This window comes from Myroides odoratus, assembly GCF_001549985.1.
Classification (GTDB): Bacteria; Bacteroidota; Bacteroidia; order Flavobacteriales; family Flavobacteriaceae; genus Flavobacterium; species Flavobacterium odoratum_A.
Genome location: NZ_LROZ01000008.1, coordinates 14,957 through 37,037 on the forward strand (window position 1 = coordinate 14,957; position 22,081 = coordinate 37,037).

Annotated in this window: 20 protein-coding genes and 2 tRNA genes; 10 read left to right on the top strand and 12 right to left on the bottom strand. The window is 37.1% G+C overall.

Annotated features, from left to right (window positions below):
- Window positions 1-88: 88 nt before the first annotated feature.
- On the bottom strand, window positions 89-829 hold the full coding sequence (locus tag AWV75_RS10060; protein WP_082711065.1) for an SDR family NAD(P)-dependent oxidoreductase: 741 nt from the start codon (window positions 827-829) through the stop codon (window positions 89-91).
- Window positions 830-977: 148 nt separating this feature from the next.
- Complete coding sequence (locus AWV75_RS10065) at window positions 978-2,579, bottom strand: fumarate hydratase (RefSeq protein ID WP_060874241.1); 1,602 nt, start codon at window positions 2,577-2,579, stop codon at window positions 978-980.
- 270 nt (window positions 2,580-2,849) lie between these two features.
- Between AWV75_RS10065 and AWV75_RS10070 the strand changes: the two genes are divergently transcribed.
- A complete protein-coding gene (locus AWV75_RS10070; protein WP_060874339.1) occupies window positions 2,850-3,698 on the top strand; it encodes an alpha/beta hydrolase in 849 nt (282 codons plus the stop codon).
- Window positions 3,699-3,791: 93 nt separating this feature from the next.
- Here AWV75_RS10070 and AWV75_RS10075 read toward each other — a convergent pair whose 3' ends face one another.
- The 8 genes from AWV75_RS10075 to hemA form a co-directional block, all read right to left on the bottom strand.
- Window positions 3,792-4,205 (bottom strand): c-type cytochrome, encoded by a 414-nt coding sequence (locus tag AWV75_RS10075; protein ID WP_060874242.1) that lies wholly within the window; start codon window positions 4,203-4,205, stop codon window positions 3,792-3,794.
- Window positions 4,206-4,373: 168 nt separating this feature from the next.
- Complete coding sequence (gene hemB / locus AWV75_RS10080) at window positions 4,374-5,366, bottom strand: porphobilinogen synthase (RefSeq protein WP_060874243.1); 993 nt, start codon at window positions 5,364-5,366, stop codon at window positions 4,374-4,376.
- Window positions 5,367-5,497: 131 nt separating this feature from the next.
- Window positions 5,498-6,403: an oxygen-dependent coproporphyrinogen oxidase gene (hemF, locus tag AWV75_RS10085; protein ID WP_060874244.1), complete on the bottom strand. Its 906-nt coding sequence runs from the start codon at window positions 6,401-6,403 to the stop codon at window positions 5,498-5,500.
- 38 nt (window positions 6,404-6,441) lie between these two features.
- Window positions 6,442-6,801, bottom strand: coding sequence for a hypothetical protein (locus AWV75_RS10090; protein WP_060874245.1), 360 nt, complete (start codon window positions 6,799-6,801; stop codon window positions 6,442-6,444).
- Between the two features lie 61 nt (window positions 6,802-6,862).
- Complete coding sequence (hemE, locus tag AWV75_RS10095; protein ID WP_060874246.1) at window positions 6,863-7,891, bottom strand: uroporphyrinogen decarboxylase; 1,029 nt, start codon at window positions 7,889-7,891, stop codon at window positions 6,863-6,865.
- Window positions 7,892-7,927: 36 nt separating this feature from the next.
- Window positions 7,928-8,584, bottom strand: coding sequence for a uroporphyrinogen-III synthase (locus tag AWV75_RS10100; RefSeq protein ID WP_060874247.1), 657 nt, complete (start codon window positions 8,582-8,584; stop codon window positions 7,928-7,930).
- 3 nt (window positions 8,585-8,587) lie between these two features.
- Entirely contained in the window at window positions 8,588-9,520 is a 933-nt protein-coding gene (gene hemC / locus AWV75_RS10105; RefSeq protein WP_060874248.1) for a hydroxymethylbilane synthase, read from the bottom strand.
- Complete coding sequence (gene hemA / locus AWV75_RS10110; RefSeq protein ID WP_060874249.1) at window positions 9,513-10,772, bottom strand: glutamyl-tRNA reductase; 1,260 nt, start codon at window positions 10,770-10,772, stop codon at window positions 9,513-9,515. The genes hemC and hemA overlap by 8 nt, the downstream gene beginning before the upstream one ends.
- Window positions 10,773-10,999: 227 nt before the next feature.
- Between hemA and AWV75_RS10115 the strand changes: the two genes are divergently transcribed.
- From AWV75_RS10115 to AWV75_RS10135, 5 genes are read left to right on the top strand one after another with little or no spacing between them, the layout of a single operon-like run.
- Entirely contained in the window at window positions 11,000-11,875 is an 876-nt protein-coding gene (locus AWV75_RS10115; RefSeq protein WP_060874250.1) for an AraC family transcriptional regulator, read from the top strand.
- Window positions 11,875-12,894, top strand: coding sequence for a ferrochelatase (gene hemH / locus AWV75_RS10120; RefSeq protein WP_060874251.1), 1,020 nt, complete (start codon window positions 11,875-11,877; stop codon window positions 12,892-12,894). The genes AWV75_RS10115 and hemH overlap by 1 nt, the downstream gene beginning before the upstream one ends.
- A gap of 8 nt (window positions 12,895-12,902) precedes the next feature.
- Window positions 12,903-13,448, top strand: coding sequence for a CopD family protein (locus AWV75_RS10125; RefSeq protein ID WP_060874252.1), 546 nt, complete (start codon window positions 12,903-12,905; stop codon window positions 13,446-13,448).
- The gene (locus AWV75_RS10130; protein ID WP_060874253.1) at window positions 13,445-14,914 is read left to right on the top strand and encodes a sensor histidine kinase; all 1,470 of its coding nucleotides are present in this window, start codon (window positions 13,445-13,447) and stop codon (window positions 14,912-14,914) included. Before AWV75_RS10125 ends, AWV75_RS10130 begins: the two co-directional genes overlap by 4 nt.
- Before the next feature lie 14 nt (window positions 14,915-14,928).
- Window positions 14,929-15,708, top strand: a complete 780-nt coding sequence (locus AWV75_RS10135) for an enoyl-CoA hydratase/isomerase family protein (protein ID WP_060874254.1) — start codon at window positions 14,929-14,931, stop codon at window positions 15,706-15,708.
- Window positions 15,709-15,794: 86 nt separating this feature from the next.
- On the opposite strand, the gene AWV75_RS10140 is transcribed toward AWV75_RS10135, so the two are convergent.
- Window positions 15,795-15,865: transfer RNA gene (locus AWV75_RS10140), tRNA-Gln, on the bottom strand.
- 432 nt (window positions 15,866-16,297) lie between these two features.
- Window positions 16,298-16,368 (bottom strand) — tRNA-Gln (locus AWV75_RS10145).
- A gap of 177 nt (window positions 16,369-16,545) precedes the next feature.
- On the opposite strand from AWV75_RS10145, the gene AWV75_RS10150 reads away from it, so the two are divergent.
- From AWV75_RS10150 to AWV75_RS10165, 4 genes are all read left to right on the top strand, one after another.
- Window positions 16,546-19,785, top strand: a complete 3,240-nt coding sequence (locus AWV75_RS10150; RefSeq protein ID WP_060874255.1) for a glycosyltransferase family 117 protein — start codon at window positions 16,546-16,548, stop codon at window positions 19,783-19,785.
- Between the two features lie 143 nt (window positions 19,786-19,928).
- Window positions 19,929-20,972, top strand: coding sequence for a thiamine-phosphate kinase (gene thiL / locus AWV75_RS10155; RefSeq protein WP_060874256.1), 1,044 nt, complete (start codon window positions 19,929-19,931; stop codon window positions 20,970-20,972).
- A 144-nt stretch (window positions 20,973-21,116) separates the two neighbouring features.
- Window positions 21,117-21,485: a hypothetical protein gene (locus AWV75_RS10160; protein WP_060874257.1), complete on the top strand. Its 369-nt coding sequence runs from the start codon at window positions 21,117-21,119 to the stop codon at window positions 21,483-21,485.
- 181 nt (window positions 21,486-21,666) lie between these two features.
- Window positions 21,667-22,053, top strand: a complete 387-nt coding sequence (locus AWV75_RS10165) for a hypothetical protein (RefSeq protein WP_082711066.1) — start codon at window positions 21,667-21,669, stop codon at window positions 22,051-22,053.
- Window positions 22,054-22,081: the final 28 nt, after the last annotated feature.

Here is a 22,081-nt window from a genome sequence, read left to right on the forward strand (position 1 = left end):
TTACTTTTTTTAGTCGAATAATTGACATCCCAATTGTAGATATCAAAAAAGGGTATCGTTTCGAGAACTACACCCTTTTTCTATTTTGTTACTTGGCCAGATATCCTCCTTCAATTGGGTAATACCCTCCTGTTGCAAAGGATGCCTTATCTGAGGCTAACCAAGCGACTATTTCTGCTACTTCTTCTGGAGTTCCTAAACGTTGCATGGCATGTTGAGACTCTAAAAAGTGTTTTACCTTGGGATCCATAGCACTCAATAAAGGGGTTTCAATAAAACCTGGTCCTACAGCATTTACGCGTATCCCTTGCGTACCATACTCCCATCCTGCCGATTTAGTCAATCCTACAACGCCGTGTTTTGCTGCCACATAGGCTGGAGAACCTGCAAATCCAACTTGTCCTAAGATGGAGGCAATATTGATGATACTTCCACTGCCATTCTTTAACATCGCTGGAATTTGATAGCGCATACCATAGAATACTCCATCTAAATTAATAGAAGTTACTTTTTTCCATTCTTCTATATCGTATTCACCTGTCGGTGCACTTGCTCCTCCAATTCCTGCATTATTAACCGCAATATCAAGTTTTCCAAATTTTTTCAAGGTCTCTGCAACCAACGCTTCATTATCAGTAGGTGAAGCAGCATTTGATTTTACAAAATGTGCATTCGCTCCAATACTAACTGCTAATTTTTGTCCTAACGCTTCATTCAAATCAGCGATTACTACTTTTGCTCCTTCTTTGCTAAAAAGTTCAACAACGGCCTTCCCAATTCCAGAAGCTCCTCCTGTAACAATAGCAACTTTATTTTCTAACATTTTCATATTTTATGGTTTTTTAATTTCTCTTAAGTTACACATTAAAAAAGCCAAAAGCAGTTTATGACTATTTTATTAACACGGTTTTAAACAAAAAAAAAGCTGCCTTACCGAAGTAAGACAGCTTTTTCATCGTATTGAGTTCTTGTCTATTTTACAAATTTTGGAAGAAATCATTTCCTTTATCATCTGTAATAATAAAGGCAGGGAAATCTTTTACTACAATCTTGCGGACTGCTTCCATTCCCAATTCTGGGAAATCCACAACCTCAACGCTTAAGATATTTTCTTTTGCTAAAATTGCTGCTGGTCCACCGATTGATCCTAAATAGAACCCTCCGTGTTTCTTACAAGCATCGGTTACCGCTTGAGAACGGTTTCCTTTTGCTAACATAATCATACTTCCCCCTACTGCTTGGAAAGCATCTACATAAGGATCCATACGTCCTGCTGTAGTAGGTCCAAAACTTCCTGAAGGCATTCCCTCTGGTGTTTTAGCCGGTCCAGCGTAATAGATAGGATGGTTTTTGAAATATTCAGGCATTTCTTGTCCATTGTCTAACATCTCTTGAATCTTCGCGTGTGCAATATCACGAGCAACAATTACTGTTCCGTTCAACATCAAACGCGTTTTGATTGGATGTTTTGTCAATTCCGCCAATTGCTCTTGCATTGGTTTATCTAGATCAATAACAATAGGATCCTCTAAATGAGGAGCTACTGCGGGTAATAAACGTGCTGGATTTTCCTCTAATTGCTCAATGAATAATCCTTCCGCCGTAATTTTAGCTTTGATGTTACGGTCAGCAGAACAAGAAACTCCTAATCCTACTGGACAAGAAGCAGCGTGACGTGGTAATCGAATTACGCGAACGTCATGCGTGAAATACTTTCCACCGAATTGTGCTCCAATATGAGATTCTTGGCAAATTAATTGTAATTTTTTCTCCCATTCTAAATCACGGAACGCTTGGCCTCCCATATTCCCGGAAGTAGGTAAGTTATCATAGTAGCCTGCAGATGCTTTTTTCACTGCAGCTAAATTAGCTTCTGCAGATGTACCACCAATCACTAAAGCTAAGTGATACGGAGGACAGGCAGCAGTTCCTAAATCCATGATTTTATCTTTGATAAACTCCGTCAAATTCTTGTCATTCAACAGCGATTTTGTTTTTTGGTACAAGAATGTCTTATTTGCTGACCCTCCTCCTTTTGCTAAAAACAAAAACTCATATTTCTGACCTTGTGTAGCGTAAATATCAATTTGCGCTGGTAAATTTGATCCTGAGTTTTTTTCTTCAAACATACTGATTGGCACAATTTGAGAGTATCTCAAATTCTTCTTTTGGTAAGTATTGAAGATCCCTTTGGATAAACTTTCTGCATCATTTGATCCTGTATAAACGTTTTCTCCTTTTTTACCTACTACAATAGCAGTTCCTGTATCTTGACAAGAAGGCAATTGTCCTTCTACCGCTACTACCGCATTTTGCAATAAGTTATAGGCAACGAAACGATCATTATCTGTTGCTTCTGGATCATCTAAGATTGCTTTTAAGCTTTCTAAGTGAGCCGTTCTCAACATAAATGAAACATCAGTCATTGCTGCTTCAGATAAAACTTCTAAAGCCTTTGAATCCACAACTAAGATTTCACGATCACCTAATTTTTCGATTTTTACAAAATCAGAAGAGATTTTTTTATACTTCGTATCGTCTTTTTGAATTGGATACGGATCTTGATATATAAAGTCCATGGGATTATTCGTTTATTTTTGTTGGATAAAATTACAAAATATACCAATGGGAAAATCGTAGAACGTTTCTAAATAACCTGTGTTTACTGGGGTTTCTACGAAATACTTTTTTTATCTCACCCTCAATTGAACAAATAGATACTCAGCCAATTGGAGTGAAATATATCCTCTTCCGTCTCCATTACATAGTTCTAGCTTTTCATTTTTATGGGGCAAATTGCCATTCCCTACAGCATTTTATTTACATTTGAATTTATTAATTTACAACCTATGACATTTTTAAACAAAATACTAGCTCCTGTTTTTTGTCTCGCGGCTTTTGTTGCATTTGGGCAAAAAGAAGCACAAAAAATAACGATTGGCGAATCGATTACCTTGGAATCCAATATTCTAAATGAAACGAGAACCATCAATATCTATTTACCCCCCTACTACCAACCGAATGACACCATTAAATACCCTGTGGTGTATATTTTAGATGGGGGTGTAGAAGAGGACTTTATCCATTTGGCAGGTATTTTCCGCGTGAATGCTCAACCGTGGATCAATCGTTTCCCAGAGGCTATTGTTGTGGGAATTGAAAACGTTAATCGCAGAAGGGATTTTACGTTTGCCGTACCCAATATTGATTTCTTAGATAAGCTAAAATACAGCAAGGATTTTTTTCCTCAATACGGTGGTGCTGAGCCCTATGCTGCTTTCTTGGAAGGTGAATTGATTCCTTATATTGATCAACACTATAACACTACGAGTGAACGTACGGTTGTTGGTGAATCTTTAGCTGGATTGATGTCTTCTTATCTCTTAATCAAACACCCTCTTGTATTCACTAATTACATAATCGTAAGCCCAAGTTTTTGGTGGGGAGAAGAAAAATTATTGGACGAGACTACGGTGTGCTTGTTGAACAAGATTAAACACCCAGTCAATGTGTATGTTGGTCTTCCAAGCAAAGAAGAAGATGAAATGATGTATGAAGTGGGGACGCGCTTCTATTCGTTCTTACAAAAAAAACCCATGATTCACGCTACTTTTGATTATATGCCCGATGAAGTACATGCAACGGTATTACACCAAGCCGTACACAATGCGTTGAAAAAAGGATTTCACAAAAAATAAATTATAGAACTGTACCAATTAAAAAAAGCTTGAGTGACGAATCTTCACTCAAGCTTTTTTATTTAGATGACAATAACTGTAAAAAAGGATGTATTACATGCTGCGCATATAAGCTTCTAAAGCTTCTAATTCAATATCACTCAATTTCTTGGTGATTTCTAAATTAGCCTGCATGATAATAAATTGTGCAGGATCAACAATGGCTTCTTCTTGTCCTTTCAGGAAGGAAATTAGACTCACATCGTGTTTATCGTAAATTTCAATAATCTCTCTAATACTAGGTCCAATTACTTTTTTATCTGCCATGTGGCAAGATGCACAAGTACCTTTTCCTTCAAAAATTTGTTTTCCTAAAGCAATTTTTTCTGCGTTAGTCATTTCTGTCGCCCCACCACGTTCAGATTCATATACGGGTTCTGGCATTTGTTGTTTTTCTTCTTTTTTACCACAAGAAATCAATAGAATTGCAGCAAAAAAAGGTATCGCTTTGATGAGATAGTTACGCATAGAGTTGTTTGTTTATTTGTTGTATCAAATGTACAAAAACAATTTTGGTTCACTCTTTCACAAATCACGCCTTTTCATGTAAAAAAACGACATCTAGCCCCAATCACCTCAACGAAATATCCAAACAAGGACAACAAAAAAGCCCAGATAAATCTGAGCTTACTATTTTTATTTATTCAGCAAGATGGCTGCTTCTTTTGCAAAATACGTAGAGATGATACTTGCTCCTGCGCGTTTGATACAAGTCAATTGTTCCATCATGATTAAATCGTGATCCAACCAACCTTTTTCAGCTGCAGCTTTCACCATTGCATATTCTCCTGATACGTGATACACGGATACGGGTACATTTACCGCATCTTTTACTTCACGTACAATATCCAAATAAGCAATTCCGGGTTTTACCATCACAATATCCGCTCCTTCTTCAACATCATACAACGCTTCTTTGATTGCCTCTATGCGATTCGCATAATCCATCTGATACGTTTTTTTATCTGTCGGAATTTCAACATCTGCTCTCGGAGCACTATCTAGCGCATCTCTAAAAGGACCATAAAAAGCAGATGCATACTTGGCAGAATAACTCATAATACCCACATCAGTATAACCTGATTGATCTAATGCTTCACGCATGCGCAATACACGACCATCCATCATATCACTTGGTGCTACGAAATCCGCACCTGCCTGAGCATGTGATACACTCATTCGCATCAAAGCATCCACAGTTGCATCATTTACAACCTTTCCATTTTCAATAATTCCATCATGTCCATAAATTGAATAGGGATCCAATGCTACATCAGGCATCACAATCATTCCTGGACAAGCATCTTTAATCGCTTTAATTGCCGTTTGCATCAGTCCATTAGCATTCCACGCTTCTGTACCAGCATTGTCTTTTAAATGATCACTTACCTTAACATAGATATTGACTGCACGAATACCTAATGCATAGAGCTCTTTTACCTCTTTTACCGTTAAATCTACAGATCTTCTGTAAATCCCTGGCATCGATAAAATAGGTTCTTCTACATTTGTTCCCTCTGCAATAAACATGGGAAACATAAAATCTTGTGGTGTTACAATCGTCTCTCTTACTAGACTACGAATGGACTCACTTGTTCTTAATCTTCTACCTCTTTGTAATGGGAACATATTATTTGGTTTACAGTTGACGGTGAACGGTTTACAGTGCGTGTCAACTAATTATTCATTTATTTTAGTAAAACAATTTTTGTTTATCAAGGATAGTGTATGGTTTACAGTTTACGGTGTACTGTTAACCGTTACGTTAACCAATCCACTGGATGAGCTAATACCTCTAACAGTTTAGCTTCTTCGCTTCCTGCTTCTGGTTGATGGTCATACACCCACTGTACATGGGGAGGTAAACTCATCAAAATAGATTCGATACGCCCATTGGTTTTTAGTCCAAACAAAGTTCCTTTGTCGTGAACGAGATTAAATTCTACATAACGTCCTCTTCTAATTTCTTGCCAAGTGCGTTGTTCTGCAGTATAATCAAGGTTTTTCCTTCTTTCTACAATCGGCACATAAGCATCTAAAAAGCTATTTCCTATTGTCGTAACAAAGTCATACCACTGTTGGGTTGATTTTGCTGTTGTTTCTTCCAATCGATCAAAAAACAAACCACCAATACCACGAGCTTCTTCGCGATGTGCGTTCCAAAAATACGCATCACATTGTTTTTTATACAACGGATAGAAAGCAGCATCGTGTTGATCACAAGCTGTTTTACATACCTGATGAAAATGAATAGCATCATCTTCAAAGAGATAATAGGGCGTCAAATCTTGTCCTCCTCCAAACCAAGAGCGCACTACTGCTCCTTGTTTATCATACATTTCAAAATAACGCCAATTGGCGTGAACTGTTGGTACCATTGGGTTTTTAGGATGAATCACTAAACTCAATCCACAAGCGTAAAAATCTACATCCCCTACATTGAAATACTTTTGCATCGCAGCAGGCAGTTCCCCATGCACAGCAGAAATATTCACTCCTCCTTTTTCAAAAACACGTCCATGTTCAATAACACGCGTTCTTCCACCTCCACCTCCGGGACGTTCCCATAAGTCTTGTTGGAATTTCGCTTCTCCATCCACTTCTTCTAATCTAGTTGTGATTTGGTCTTGAAGCTGTTGTATATATTGATAAAATTTTTCTTTCATAGTTAACCTGAACCAGCGTATAGGTATCGTTTATTCTATTATAGTTGAGCTATTTTAGCCATTATTTCGAATGAAAAAGCTTTGCTTTCATTTTGAATGAATGTATATAAACTTTTAGCTTTGGCTTTGAATTGATTTTCTTGCTTTGACCAATTGACCAATACATCGGCGAACTGCTCCATGCGATCCCATCCGAAATTGAATTGAAGCAAATGCGCATTTAATGCCGTTGCTTCCATTTCCAATAGATCAGCATAAGTTAACCCCATTTTGGCTAATTCAACATCAATTTCTTCCTTTACCTTTAGATCATCGGGAACAAATCCAATCGATGAAAGTTTTACGACAATCGATTCTATTCGTCTGTCTTCTTCGCTTTTAACTCCTTTGTTTAACATAAGCCTTTCTATAAAAAGCAAAAAAGTTTACGCCATTTCGTAAACCTTTTTGCGGTATTTTTTACTTGTGTTCGTATTCTTTTACAGCTTCAATAAAAGCTTTTGCGTGATCTACTGGAATATGTGGTAAGATACCATGTCCTAAATTCACGATATATTTATCTTTTCCGAAAGCATCAATCATTTCATGTACCATTTTTTTAATGGTTGGAATTGGCGACATCAATCGACTTGGATCAAAATTTCCTTGTAGTGTAATTTCTCCACCTGTAAATAAACGTGCATTCTGTGGGCTACATGTCCAGTCTACGCCTAGAGCAGATGCTTTCGATTGTGCCATTTCAGGCAAAGCAAACCAACATCCTTTACCAAATACAATAACTGGAGTAATCGGTGCTAATGCCTCAACGATTTGATTGATGTATTTCCAAGAAAATTCTTGATAATCTACTGGAGAAAGCATGCCTCCCCAAGAATCAAAAATCTGAACGGCATTTACCCCTGCTTTTACTTTTTCTTTTAAGTATAGAATCGTGGTATCTGTAATTTTTTGCAATAATGTATGAGCAGCAACAGGATCTGAAAAACAGAATCCTTTAGCTAAATCAAAGCTTTTTGAACCTTTTCCTTCTACCGCATAACAGAAGATGGTCCACGGAGAACCTGCAAAACCAATCAAAGGCACCTCATCGTTCAACATTTCTTTCGTTACTTTGATGGCATCCATCACATAACCTAACGTTTCTTCGATGTTGGGAATGATTACTTGTTCAACATCTTTTGCTGAACGAATTGGATTAGGTACCCATGGTCCTACTCCAGGTCTCATTTCCACATCGATATTCATCGCTTGTGGAACAACTAAAATATCAGAAAATAGAATGGCTGCATCTGGTTTTACAATACGAATAGGCTGTACAGTAATCTCAGCTGCTATTTCAGGCATTCTACAACGGGTAAAAAAATCGTATTTATCTCGTAAAGCACGGAATTCTGGTAGGTATCTACCTGCTTGACGCATCATCCAAACGGGTGGTCTTTCCACCGTTTCTCCTTTTAAAGCTCTTAAGAATAAATCATTTTTAATCATTTCTAAACCATTTAATTACGTCAATTTTAGCTGACACTATTTATAATATGCTAAACAAGCTAATACAGTAGCTTCTATTGTCGGTTGACTTGCTACCACCACCTGTGTTGTAATCTCTTTAAGTGCATCTGCTGTTGTATCACCAATACAAAAGCAAACTTCAGTTGTAATTGAATTTTTTTGTAAAAAACTCTCAATACCCGATGGGCTATAAAAACAGATTCCATCTATTTTTTGCTGTATTTGATGGGGTTGTTTGACCGTTTGATAGGCTTCATACTCATCAAAAACAAGGTTGTGTTGTCTAAAAAACGCAGGCAATACCTCACGTCGAATATTTCCACAGCAAAAAGAAAAACTTTTATTTTTAAAATCTCGTTCGATTACTGTTATTAATTCTTTGGCATAATGTGTCCAAGCGAGTACTTCCCATCCTTCTTGTTCTAATAGCGCTTTGGTTTTAACTCCAACACAAATTGCTGGTTTTGTTTTCAACCCTACTGCTTTCGCGTTATTCAAGACGCTTTTTACTGCATTTTGACTGGTAAACACGACAATATCACGCACAGTTTCAACGGCGAATTCTTGAGGAATTATAGCGATAAAGTCCTCTTCCAACCACTGCACATCGGCTGTTTGCAAGAGTTGATGATGCGCATCACTCAATAGGCGTGTTGATAACACTGTAGGCATCTCTTATCGTTTTAATTCTTGACGCAGTTTGTCCATCAACGCTTGTCCTCCATTAGTCAACAGTTCTTGTGCGGCAAAGAATCCTAGTTTCTTCCACTCTTGAATAGGCACCGTTTTGTTGATTTCAAACTTTTCTTTTCCATCTAAAGACAAAAGAACGCCTGTAAAGTCAATCGTTTCTTCCTTTTGATTATAGGTCGCAATAGCCCCAATTGGCGCTGTACATCCACCTTCTAATGTGCGCAAGAATTGACGTTCAATATGAGTCGTCATTTCTGCTTCGTAATCATTTAATTGACGTAAAGCATCCAAAGCAAAAGAGTCATCCGCCATGGCTACCACCACCATTGCTCCTTGGGCAGGTGCTGGAATCATCCAATCTAAGTTAATAAATCCTTTGGGTTTCTTTTTGATGCGATCAAGGCCTGCAGACGCAAAAATTGCTCCTTTCCAAGCTGCATTATCTGTCAATTTCTGCATTCTCGTATTGACATTCCCTCTTAAATCTACAAGTGTATGTTTTGGAAAACGATTCAGCCACTGTGCTTTTCTTCTTAAGCTTCCCGTAGCTACAATCGCTTCTTCTGCTGGATCTAAAAAAGAAGTATCTCCTTTGTGTAGTAAAATATCCACTGTATTCGCTCGTTGTAATACAGCTGCTTGTACAATCCCTTGTGGTAAAGCAGTGGGTACATCTTTCATGGAATGTACGGCAATGTCAACTTGTTTATTGATCATCGCTACATCCAAGGTTTTGGTAAAAATACCCGTAATCCCCATTTCATATAAAGGCTTGTCTAAAACCAAATCCCCTTCGGATTTTACTGGAACTAATTCCGTTTGATATCCTAAAGCATTTAATGCCTTCTCCACTGTTGTTGCTTGCCACATAGCAAGCTCGCTATCGCGTGTACCGATACGAATAACTCTATCCATTTTGTCTTGTATCTAATTGAAAAACTTTTTCTATCCATTCAATGCTATCATCTACAACTGTTTCCTCTTGTCGAAGATGATTGGCAAAGTGGGTGGTGATCTTCTGAATAATACGCATTGTCAGTACTTCAGCTTGTTCACTATCAAAGTTCTCATATTTTTTTCGATGGTAGTCAATTTCCCCATCTTTTATTTGTTCTAATCGCGTTTTTAAGGCATGAATCGTCGGAGCAAACTTCCTCATCTTCGTCCAGGCAACAAATTCCGACATCACTTCATCAATAATTTCTTCCGCTTGAGGAATAAATTCTTTTCTTCTTTCAATCGTCTTATCTGTCATCTTTGACAAATCATCCATGTGGATTAACTCTACCATGGGATGAGAAATAACGGCAGGGTCTACGTTTTTAGGAATAGACAAATCCAGTATCGTTAGCGGTTTATCTAGCTGTAGTTTCGTCAAATCAACCGTAGGTTGTTGCGCACCTGTTGCAACGACCAATACATCCGATTTACTGATTTCCTCTTCTAAATGATCATAATCTTTAACAACCAAATTAAATTTTCCCGCAACTTCTAGCGCGCGTTCTTTGGTTCTATTGATTAAGACAATATGATCATTATGGGTATGCTTCACTAAGTTTTCACACGTATTACGTCCAATTTTACCTGTTCCAAACAACAAGATGTTCTTTTCGGAAATAGTTGGAACATGGTCCATAATATATTGTACAGCTGCAAAAGATACAGAAGTAGCTCCTGAACTTAGTTCGGTTTCGTTCTTGATGCGTTTACTTGCTTGAATTACCGCATTGACAAGGCGCTCAAAGTAATTAGTCGTTAGCCCTTGTTCTTTGGCGAGTATAAAGCCATTTTTAATTTGGCTGATAATTTCGAAATCGCCGAGAATTTGACTGTCCAATCCCGTACCTACGCGAAATAAGTGACGAATTGCCTCATTGTTTTTACAAACATAGGCTACTCGTTGAAAATCGTCAACCGTGCCCTTACTATTATCACACAATAGCTTGATCAATTCAAAAGGATGTTGAGCAAAACCATAAATCTCCGTTCGGTTACACGTAGAGATTACGATTAAACTTTCTATTCCTTCTTCTTTCGCTTGACATAATAGATTTTCTTTGGCCGTCTCACTCAAACTAAACTTTCCTCTCATCTCGGCATCCGCTTTTTTGTAGCTTAACCCAACTGCATAAAAAGTAGTTGATTTGACCTTATCTATTTTTTCCATACCTATTTCAATTTCAAAAGTAAGCAAATTTAACGCTAATGATTCGATAAAAATAACGCCAGAAGGACTATTAATAACGCTGAAAGAAAAAGAAAAACATTTGGCAATATTTCATTATAATACAGTACATTTGCAGTATTAGCAAGGGTTACAAAAGAGTTTATATAGAATGATTCTAAATAAAAAATACAAGATTACGTTTCCTTGCCTTTCAAAAAAATAACGCTATGAGTCCCATAGAAGAAATTAATATAGATCCCGAATTTTCGGTTTATAAAATAGACAATACTAGTCCGCAACCCTACAGTTTCCACAAGGAGATCGGTACGGATATTATTCAGTTTTACTTCTGTTTAAAAGGCAGCGGGCAGTTTATTTACAACCACGGAGCCTATACCTTGGATTTACCTGAAGAGAAGTCATTGCTTCTATATAATCCTCAAAAACAGTTACCCGTACACTTAGAAGTAAAAAGTCAATCAGCGATTATTTGCTTGATGATTTCCATTAAAAAATTCCACTCGTTATTTTCATCAGAGGCTGAATTTATCGGCTTTCTAACGGAAGAAAACAAAGAGAAGAAGTACTATACGGAAGAAAAAATCACACCTGCCATTGCCATTGTACTCACACAAATGCTCAATGCATCCATGCATCCTTCAGTAAAGAATTTATTTTACAAAGGGAAAACGTATGAATTACTCAGCCTTGTTTTCAATTATAACGAGGAACAGAACATAGATAACTGTCCTTTCTTATCGGATGAAGAAGATGTACTCAAAATCAAACAAGCCAAAGACATCATCATTCAACAAATGACAGAACCACCAACGTTACAAGAGCTAGCGGATCAAATTGGATTAAACATCAAAAAACTCAAAATCGGATTCAAACAGATTTATGGTGATTCCGTATTCAGCTTTTTATTTGATTACAAAATGGAATACGCGCGAAAATTACTGGATGAAGGAAATTACAATGTAAACGAAGTTGGTTTAAAGATTGGCTATAGTTCAGCCAGTCATTTTATCTCTGCTTTTAAAAAGAAATATGGCATCACGCCTAAAAAATATTTAATGTCAATTAATTCAAACAATCAATAATGAAAGGGATATTACTTGTAAATTTAGGTTCGCCAAAATCACCAACGCCCGAGGATGTAAAACCTTATTTGGATGAGTTTTTAATGGACAAAAGAGTCATCGATATGCCTTATTTACTGAGAGCTTTCTTAGTAAAGGGAATTATCCTCAATACAAGACCTAAGAAATCGGCAGCAGCATATCAAAAAGTATGGTTACCTGAAGGGTCACCATTAATTGTTATTTCGCAACGTCAGCAAAAAAAATTACAACAAAAGATTGACTTACCTATTGCCCTAGCGATGCGATATGGAGAGCCATCAATCAAAACAGGCTTACAAGAATTAAAAGACAAAGGAGTTACTGAGGTATTTATGATTCCTTTATATCCTCAATTTGCTATGGCAACAACCGAAACCATTGAGGTTTTAGCCGAAGAATTACGCAAGAAATACTTTGCAAATATGACGATCACCAGTATGCCTGCGTTTTACAACAAACAGGAATACATTGATGCTTTAGCAGCTTCCATTCAAACGCATTTAGATGAAAACGAATGGGACCACGTCCTTTTCTCTTATCACGGCGTACCTGAACGACATATCTATAAATCGGACACAACAAAATCACACTGTAAAATTGACGGTTCTTGTTGTAATACTCCTTCCGTGGCTCACCAACATTGTTATAGACACCAATGTTTAGAAACAACCAAACAAGTAGTTGAAAAACTCAATATTCCCGAAGGGAAATACACCAATACTTTTCAGTCTAGACTAGGTCCTGATAAATGGTTACAACCACCTACGGATAAAACGGTAAATCAACTTGCAGAAAGTGGGATTAAGCACTTAGCTGTGGTTACACCAGCCTTTGTTGCTGATTGTTTAGAGACCTTGGAAGAAATTGGAATGGAGGCGCATGATGAGTTCTTACATCACGGCGGAACTTCTTTCAAAACAATTCCTTGTTTAAATGACAACGATGCCTTTATTGATGCCTTAGCCACTTGGATTACCACTTGGGAACAAACTAAATAACAGCACCTATGGCCTACCTCTATTTAAAAGCACTTCACGTTATCTTTGTTGTCTGCTGGTTTGCTGGGTTGTTTTATATCGTTCGCCTCTTTGTATACTATGTAGAAGCAAATGAAAAACCACTACTAGAGCAAGACATCCTCAAGAAGCAATATCGCATCATGACGAATCGCCTGTGGAATATCATCACGTGGCCCGCAGCTGTTTTGACCTTGATTTTTGGTATCTCTCTCTTTGTTGTCAATCCTTATTTACTACAACAACCCTGGATGCATGTCAAGTTACTATTTGTCGTTCTCTTGATTGCCTATCATTTAAAATGTCATCAATTCGTCAAGCAAATCAACAACAATACCCTAACCAAAACCTCTTCTTTCTTTCGCATTTGGAATGAAGGAGCAACAATTATTTTATTCTCTGTTGTTTTTTTAGTATTTTTAAAGAATGCTTTCAACTGGATATTTGGTGTAGTCGGACTATTAGGTTTGGCTATAGTATTAATGATAGGTATTAAGCTTTATAAACAAATTCGTCAACGCAAAGGAAATGAATGAAAGACAAGTTTTTTTTAAAAAGTTTCTCCCTTCAAAATAGAATATTTTTTTCTCTAATTTTTTTAAGTATCATATCCTCCATATTGATATCGGCTGTTTCAGTGTATCAATTTAAGGAGGAGGCACGTACCTATCACCAGTACCGATTAGAGCGAAAAGAGGGTTCAATTACGGAAAACATCAATTACATTTTGACGACAACTCCTTATGAATTGAATACAGAGAACCTTCCTCTTATTTTTAAAGACAAGATTCACGAACTTGCTTCCATTCACAATACGGAATTACACATACACGACCTTGAGGGTAAATTACTCCTCTCTTCTAAGGGGAGTTTTTCTATTGATGGCGAGCAATCGAATATTCCGATTATCATTTTAAAAACCATTAAATCCACTCCAAACAAGCGCTTTGTCGATATCGAAGAAGTGGATCAAACGCGTATTCGAACTGCTTATCGCTACCTCAAGGATCAAAAATTCAAGCCTTTGGGAATCATTAAAATTCCCTATGCAGAGGAGACGGAATTTTATGAAAATGAAGTGCGTAACTTCATGTATAAATTTGGACAGGTTTACATCATTATGTTAATCATGTCCATCGCTATTTCTTACTTTTTGTCCAATTATATTACGCAAAGTTTGAATAAACTGAGCATCAAAATGACCAGTACCAAACTAGGACAGAAAAACGAGAAGATTGAAGACATCTCGACAAGTAAAGAAATCTCTAACCTAATCAATGCCTATAACGACATGGTGGAAAAACTAGATGAAACCTATCAGCGATTGGCACAGAATGAAAGAGAACAAGCCTGGCGAGAAATGGCAAAACAAGTGGCGCATGAGATTAAGAACCCATTAACCCCTATGCGCTTAACGGTTCAGAGTTTCGAGCGAAAATTTGATCCGAACGATCCCGATATTATCAGTAAACTCAAAGACTACTCCGCTGTTCTCATTGGGCAAATTGATACGATGTCTTCAGTTGCAACCGCATTCTCCAGCTTTGCTTCAATGCCTGCACAGCAAAACGAAACCCTCGATGTCATTAAGACAATTCGCATATCTTTGGATATCTTTACGGAAGACTTCATCTACTTTGAACACGAAGACAAAGAAATCATCGCTATTATTGATCAGACACAACTGATCCGTATTATTACTAATTTAGTAAAAAATGCAATTCAGGCGATTCCAGATAGCAATCCTAGTCCGATTGTTGTAGTAAAAGCCTACCAAGATGACCACAACATCATTATTTCCGTTACAGATAATGGAACAGGAGTTGCTATTGCGGATAAAACGAAGATATTCGAACCGAAATTTACCACCAAAACAAGTGGAATGGGACTTGGACTGGGGATTATCAAAAATATTGTAGAAAATTATCAAGGAACCATTACCTTTGAAACTGAAGCTGGTAAGGGAACGACTTTTACCGTAACTTTACCACTGACCAAATAAAAAATTTGAGAAATATGGAATATGAAAATATTTTAATTGAAACGGATGATCATATATCGGTTATCACGATTAACAGACCAACGAAATTAAACGCCTTAAACAAGCCAACCATTGAAGAATTACACCGCGCACTCATCCAATTAGAGGAAGATAAAGCCGTTCGCGTTGTGATTATCACAGGAAGTGGAGAAAAAGCTTTTGTTGCAGGTGCAGATATTAAAGAATTTTCAAGCTTTAACGTGAGCGAAGGCTCTCAATTAGCAGCAAAAGGACAAGAATTATTATTTGATTACGCACAAAATTACTCTAAACCTATCATCGCCGCAGTCAATGGATTTGCTTTAGGAGGTGGATTGGAATTAGCCATGGCTTGCCATTTTAGAGTTGCTTCTACAAATGCCAAAATGGGATTGCCCGAAGTAACCTTAGGTTTAATTCCAGGATACGGAGGAACACAGCGTTTACCGCAATTAATCGGTAAAGGACGTGCCATGGAGTTAATTATGACAGCGGACATGATTAACGCAGAGAAAGCGTTGGATTATGGCTTAGTCAACCATGTAGTAGAACAAGCGGAGTTATTGTCTTTCACAAAAACAATTGCACAAAAGATTTCAAATAATTCATCTTCTGCTATTTCTAAAGCAATCAAATCAATTAATGCAAACTTCAAAGACGGTACGAATGGATACCACGAAGAAATTAAGCATTTTGGCGAGTGTTTCAATACACAAGATTTTACAGAAGGTACAACAGCTTTCCTAGAAAAGAGAAAGCCGAATTTTAAAGGATAAAAAAAAGGTTGGAATTCACATTCCAACCTTTTTTGTTTACACACAAGGTCATAAAAAAAGCTCCTTGAAATTCAAGGAGCTTTTTGTTGGCCTACTAGGACTCGAACCTAGAACGACTGAACCAAAATCAGCTGTGTTACCATTACACCATAGGCCAGTACCACGTTGCATTGAAAAGTAAATTACTTCTGTAATGCGGATGCAAAAGTAGCATTATTTCTATATATACCAAAGAATTTTGAAAGAATAATATCAGCTCAAGTTCGACTCCTACTACAATCCATTAATAATCAATCGAAAGCGAAATAAATTTTAACATATTTATTTTACGCGTGAAGATGAGAGGGTGTGGTGGTGAGACGATGAGGTGGTGAGATGATGAGAGGGTGAGATGATGAGAGGGTGAGAGGGTGAGAGGGTGTGGTGGTGTGGTGATGAGGGGGTGTGATTGAGACGGTGTGGTGGTGAGACGATGAGACGATGAGAGGGTGAGGTGGTTAGACGATGAGGTGGTTAGACAATAACTCATAACCGACAATCATTTCCCATAACAAAAAAAAAGCTCCTTGATTTCTCAAGGAGCTTTCTGTTGGCCTACTAGGACTCGAACCTAGAACGACTGAACCAAAATCAGCTGTGTTACCATTACACCATAGGCCAGTACCACGTTGCAACTCAAAAGTAGCATCTACTTCTGCATTGCGGAGGCAAAAGTAACACTTTTTTTATATTATCCAAAAACAAAATGCAAAATTATTTTTTTTTAATGTGACACGTATCTAACAAAAAAAGACTTTCTTTGTATATATTGATTAAAAATACCAAGAATATTCTTATATGTTAACATTCAACTACAAAAAGTGGAATATAATCGGTGGATGGCTGTGCTTCCTCGTTGCATTAATCACTTACACTTTGACGGTAGAACCTACAGTTAGTTTCTGGGATCCAGGTGAATACATTGCCACTTCTGCTAAACTTCAGGTAGGACACCCTCCAGGGGCTCCTTTTTATCAGATGCTAGGAGCATTATTTTCTCTATTTGCTATCTCTCCCCAACATATTGCATTAGCGGTGAACATGGTAGCTGTATTTTCAAGTGCTTTCACCATTCTTTTTATGTTCTGGTCGATGACCAATATCTTAAAAAAGATTGTAACCAAAACATCTGAATGGAACACGTCTAACGCCATTGCGGTTTTAGGTAGTGCTGCGATTGGATCATTAGCCTTTAGTTTTACAGATAGTTTCTGGTTTAATGCTGTTGAATCTGAAGTATATGCCTCTGCTATGGTACTTACTGCAATTCTTCTTTATTTAGGATTGAGATGGGTAGATGATATGGATCAGCCACGTGGAAATCGCTGGTTATTATTGATTGGACTTGTGGCAGGATGCTCATTTGGAGTTCACTTAATGGCTTTGTTAACGATTCCTTCTATTGGACTACTTTACTTCTTCAAAAAATACGAAAAAGTTACCGTTAAGAATTTTATTATTGGAAATATCACAGCTGTTGCTGCCCTATTCTTTTTGTTTGCATTTTTCTTTCCTAAACTTTTAGCTTTCTTTGGAAAAACAGAAATCTTCGCAATCAATACACTAGGGCTCCCTTTCAACAGTGGAACTATACTTGCTTTCTTACTCTTAATCGGAATTACGGTATTCGGTTTATACTATACGCGTAAAAAAGGATATGCAATGATCAATACGTTGATTCTGACGCTAGTATTTGTTTGTGTAGGATTAACCGCTTGGTTGATGTTGCCTATTCGCGCAAATGCCAACGTTACAATCAACGAAAATACTCCTTCCGATGCGGCAGAGTTATTAGCCTACTACCAACGTGAACAATATGGGGATGAGAGTATTTACTACGATTCATACTTCACAAAAGCTTATGTCGGTTTAGATAAAAACAACCCTTGGAAAGATGACAAGCCCAACTACGAGAGAGATTATAAAACAGGGAAATATGTAGTAGTTAACGAATGGAAAAATGCGGGACAAAACTTCGATGAAAAGCACAAAGGCTTTTTACCTCGTATGTGGAGTACAGATAAAAACCACCGCATCAACTACATGCGTTATTCTAAACCTTTAAGTTTCAATATCGCTCAAGGTTATACCAACAATGAACAATTAATTTACCTTGACCAAGGCGTTAAACAAAAGCTAGCAAGTGGTGAATTTGGTGTAGAAGAATTAGATAATTTCTTTAGCCAATATGGTCAAGCATTAGATATAGAAGTTCCTTCTTTCGCTGATAATATGTCGTATATGTTTACCTATCAATTTGGGTATATGTACTGGAGATATTTGATGTGGAATTTCGTTGGACGTCAAGATGACATCCAAGGACAAGGAGATTTAGAACACGGAAACTGGTTAAGTGGAGTAAAATTCTTAGATGAAATCCGTTTAGGATCTCAAGATAATCTCCCTTCAGATGTATTAAATAACAAAGGAAGAAACACCTATTTCTTCTTGCCTTTTATCTTGGGAATTGTGGGAATTGTATTCAATTACCGCAAAGATCCAAAAATGTTCTGGGTGCTATTGGTGCTGTTCTTATTTACAAGTCTAGCCTTAAAAGTATTCTTGAATGAACGTCCTTTTGAACCAAGAGAACGTGATTATGCTGTTGTTCCTTCGTTCTATGTTTTTGCTATGTGGTTAGGTTTTGGTGTTTACTCGATCTATGAAGGAGTAAAAAGATACCTTTCTCCTAAACTAGCTAGTGCAATTGTACTAACAGGTTGTACACTTGCTGCTCCAGTATTATTAGCACAACAAAACTGGGATGATCACGATCGTTCAAATCGCTATACTGCTTTAGCTAATGCAAGGGCGTATTTAGATTCTTGTGATCCGAATGCTATTATTTTCACCATTGGAGATAATGATACCTTCCCACTTTGGTACTTACAAGAAATTGAAGGCTATCGTACGGATGTTCGCGTGGTATGTACGAGTTTACTAACGCAAGACTGGTATATTGATCAGATGAAAGCCAAAGCTTATGATTCTGAGCCATTGCCTATTAAATTTACTCATGATCAATATGTAGGGAATAAGCGAGATGCGATTCTCATCGACCCTCAAACAGATCAACGTTTTGACTTATCCTTATTGTTAGACGTAATTCGCTCTGACGATCAACGAACAAAACGAATCACTGAAGCAGGGACAACCCTTCACTTCATCCCGACAAATAAATTTAGTCTTCCTGTAGATGCTGCAGTGATTGCAAAAAATAATATTGTTTCACCATATTTAAGAGATCAAATCGTACCTTCTCTTGATATTGACATTACAGATCAAGCGATTTATAAACACCGTTTAATCATGTTGGATATTATCGCGAATAACAAATGGGAAAGACCAGTTTATTTCTCTGGAGGTAGCTTTAACAATGATGATTTCGCTTGGATGAAAGACTACTTACAGTTACAAGGATTGATTTACAAACTAGTACCGATTAAATCACCTGGTCAAAATGCACATCCATTAGATATGGGTATCATTGATTCAGATCGCATGTACGAAACGGTGAAGAAATGGTACTGGGGAAATATGGGAAGTGATAAGATTTACCACGATCCTCAAACACGCAGAAATGCTTTGAGCTACCGCATTAATTTAAGTCGTCTTGCCGAACAATTAATTGAAGAAGGCAAGAATGCCAAAGCAAAAGATATTCTAGATATGGCAATGACGAATATGCCAATTCAGTACTACGGCTATTACCAATTAGTTATCCCATTTGTTGAATGCTATTACAAAATTGGAGAAACAAAACTAGCACAAGAATACGCTAAACAGTTAGCAGAAAAATCGAAGGAGAAATTATTTTACTACAAAAATCTTCCTTTAGAGGATCAGAACTATTATGCGTATGAGATTTTATCTGAACTAGAGATTTGGAGAAATTTAGTGGCTATTGTGGATGAAGAAGATAAACAAGCGGATTTCGTGAATCAATTCAAAAACGATTTCAACGAATACTTCACGCATTTCAACTATTTATTCAAACGATACCAAGGAGAAGAAGCAGAAGGGCAACCAGGAGCGTAATTCTCATAAAAAATAATGTAAACAAAAGCCTTTATTCATTGATAATAAAGGCTTTTGTATTTTCTATGCAACAGCAAAAATTAAATCTTATAGGCCTAGTTGAGTTTTCTTCTTAACTTTGCCTTTCAAAAGGAACCACAATTATGATTGAAAATAAAAATCAAAGTAAAACACAAGTAGAACAATTGGGTGAGTTTGGCTTAATCAAGCATTTAACCCAAAACTTCTCTACTACACAACCTTCTACCTTAAAAGGAGTTGGAGACGATGGAGCTGTTCTTGACTTTTCAGGAGATAAAGTTGTTGTTTCAACCGATTTACTCATTGAAGGGGTGCATTTCGATTTAGCCTATGCTCCATTGAAACACTTAGGTTATAAAGCTATTGTTGTCAATCTATCTGATATTTGCGCGATGAATGCGGTTCCTACTCAAGTAACTGTTTCCATTGCCGTTTCTAATCGCTTTCCGTTGGAAGCATTAGAAGAACTCTATGAAGGAATTGCATTAGCGTGCAATTACTACAAAGTAGATTTAATTGGAGGGGATACCACTTCTTCTCAAAAAGGATTAATCATCAGTGTAACTGCTTTAGGAAAAGCCCAAGAAGAAGATTTAGTATACAGAACTAACGCACAAGACAACGACTTATTAGTCCTTACAGGGGATATTGGAGGTGCTTATATGGGATTACAGGTTTTAGAACGTGAGAAACAAGTATACCTTGTCAATCCAAACAACCAACCCGATCTATCTCCTTACGATTATATTATCGAAAGACAACTTAAACCAGAAGCTCGTACAGATATCAAACAATTATTGGCAGAACTTGATGTAAAACCAACTAGTATGATTGATGTTTCTGATGGATTATCTTCTGAAATCATGCATTTATGTACCGAATCAAAAGTAGGTTGTAACTTGTTTGAAGAAAAACTTCCATTGGATCCACAGTTCATCAATACTTGTGAGGAATTCAATATTGACTCAACAACTATCGCCATTAATGGTGGAGAAGATTATGAATTGTTATTTACCGTAAAGATGGAGGATTATGACAAAATTAAAGGAAACCCGAACTTAACGGTTATTGGACATATGACACAAGAAAGTGAAGGAGTACACCTCATCACAAGAGACAATACGAAAATTCCAATCAAAGCAAAAGGTTGGAATGCTTTACAGTAAACTATAAAACTGGCGGAATGCCAGTTTTTTTATGCCTTTCTTTTCCAACCCAACTCATCGCAACACCTCAACTTAAATAAAATATTAACTGTTTTTTACATTTTTTTGATAAAATGTTTTACATTTGAGTAAAAACACCTTATTATGGATACAAATTATCAAGAAGACAATCAAGAACACCCAGTTGAAATTCAACAAGTAGAACCTGTTGCAACTCCAACAGACAATGGATATCAAAACATACCTCCTCCACTATATCAACCCCGAGCCGAGACCAATTCTATCGGATTAACTGGATTTATCTTATCCATCGTTGCCATTGTTTTCTCTTGGCTACCCTTTATTGGATGGTTGTGTTGGTTAGTTGGATTAGTCCTTTCTATTGTTGGTCTTTTCAGAAGACCCAAAGGATTCGCTATTGCAGGTTTAGTGATCTCCCTCATTGGTTTCGTGGTCATGTTCATTTTACTAGGTCTTTTAGGACTAGCCTTTACAGCTGCTGCCCTATCCTAGCTATAAAAATAAACATAAAAAGCAAGGCATGAAGCCTTGCTTTTTATGTTAAGTAATTATTAGATTTTTATTAGAATTAAGCTTAGCCTTATTTTGAATTTGAACAAATTACTACCTTGCGTCAGTCAAATCGAAAAGATTGCGTAATTTTGTTTTATCTAATAAACTCATAACAAGCGTCGTGAAAAGAAAAATAGCCGTATTTTTTATGCTTATGTTTCTGATTTCAACAACTGAATTTGGTCAGCTGTTGAAGTTTCCATTGCTTGTAGAACATTATATCGAACACAAGGGATTAAATCCCGATTTGAGTATTTGGGGATTTTTACAAATCCACTATGACAATAACCACAAAGAAGATGGGGATCCTACGGATGAGAAACTTCCATTTGTTTCTCACGCTCCCATTATTCATCTTGTCGCAACAACCCCTCCGACTATGCTTAAAATCGATCGTGTCAAAATTCCAACGAACAATACACCAGTGGAAAGTTTTCACGATACCGTTTTTGAAAGTAGTTTCTTATCCTCTATTTGGCAACCGCCAAAACACTGTTTATACATCTAGACCCTTACCTCGTACATCTCTTTCCTTT

Coding starts and splice junctions, on each gene's coding strand:
- AWV75_RS10130 (WP_060874253.1), top strand. CDS start 13,445: ATGAAAGACAAGTTTTTTTTAAAAAGTTTCTCCCTTCAAAATAGAATA.
- AWV75_RS10090 (WP_060874245.1), bottom strand. CDS start 6,801: ATGTTAAACAAAGGAGTTAAAAGCGAAGAAGACAGACGAATAGAATCG.
- AWV75_RS10150 (WP_060874255.1), top strand. CDS start 16,546: ATGTTAACATTCAACTACAAAAAGTGGAATATAATCGGTGGATGGCTG.
- hemH (WP_060874251.1), top strand. CDS start 11,875: ATGAAAGGGATATTACTTGTAAATTTAGGTTCGCCAAAATCACCAACG.
- AWV75_RS10160 (WP_060874257.1), top strand. CDS start 21,117: ATGGATACAAATTATCAAGAAGACAATCAAGAACACCCAGTTGAAATT.
- AWV75_RS10125 (WP_060874252.1), top strand. CDS start 12,903: ATGGCCTACCTCTATTTAAAAGCACTTCACGTTATCTTTGTTGTCTGC.
- hemE (WP_060874246.1), bottom strand. CDS start 7,891: ATGATTAAAAATGATTTATTCTTAAGAGCTTTAAAAGGAGAAACGGTG.
- AWV75_RS10100 (WP_060874247.1), bottom strand. CDS start 8,584: ATGCCTACAGTGTTATCAACACGCCTATTGAGTGATGCGCATCATCAA.
- AWV75_RS10115 (WP_060874250.1), top strand. CDS start 11,000: ATGAGTCCCATAGAAGAAATTAATATAGATCCCGAATTTTCGGTTTAT.
- hemB (WP_060874243.1), bottom strand. CDS start 5,366: ATGTTCCCATTACAAAGAGGTAGAAGATTAAGAACAAGTGAGTCCATT.
- thiL (WP_060874256.1), top strand. CDS start 19,929: ATGATTGAAAATAAAAATCAAAGTAAAACACAAGTAGAACAATTGGGT.
- hemA (WP_060874249.1), bottom strand. CDS start 10,772: ATGGAAAAAATAGATAAGGTCAAATCAACTACTTTTTATGCAGTTGGG.
- hemC (WP_060874248.1), bottom strand. CDS start 9,520: ATGGATAGAGTTATTCGTATCGGTACACGCGATAGCGAGCTTGCTATG.
- AWV75_RS10135 (WP_060874254.1), top strand. CDS start 14,929: ATGGAATATGAAAATATTTTAATTGAAACGGATGATCATATATCGGTT.
- AWV75_RS10070 (WP_060874339.1), top strand. CDS start 2,850: ATGACATTTTTAAACAAAATACTAGCTCCTGTTTTTTGTCTCGCGGCT.
- AWV75_RS10065 (WP_060874241.1), bottom strand. CDS start 2,579: ATGGACTTTATATATCAAGATCCGTATCCAATTCAAAAAGACGATACG.
- hemF (WP_060874244.1), bottom strand. CDS start 6,403: ATGAAAGAAAAATTTTATCAATATATACAACAGCTTCAAGACCAAATC.
- AWV75_RS10060 (WP_082711065.1), bottom strand. CDS start 829: ATGAAAATGTTAGAAAATAAAGTTGCTATTGTTACAGGAGGAGCTTCT.
- AWV75_RS10075 (WP_060874242.1), bottom strand. CDS start 4,205: ATGCGTAACTATCTCATCAAAGCGATACCTTTTTTTGCTGCAATTCTA.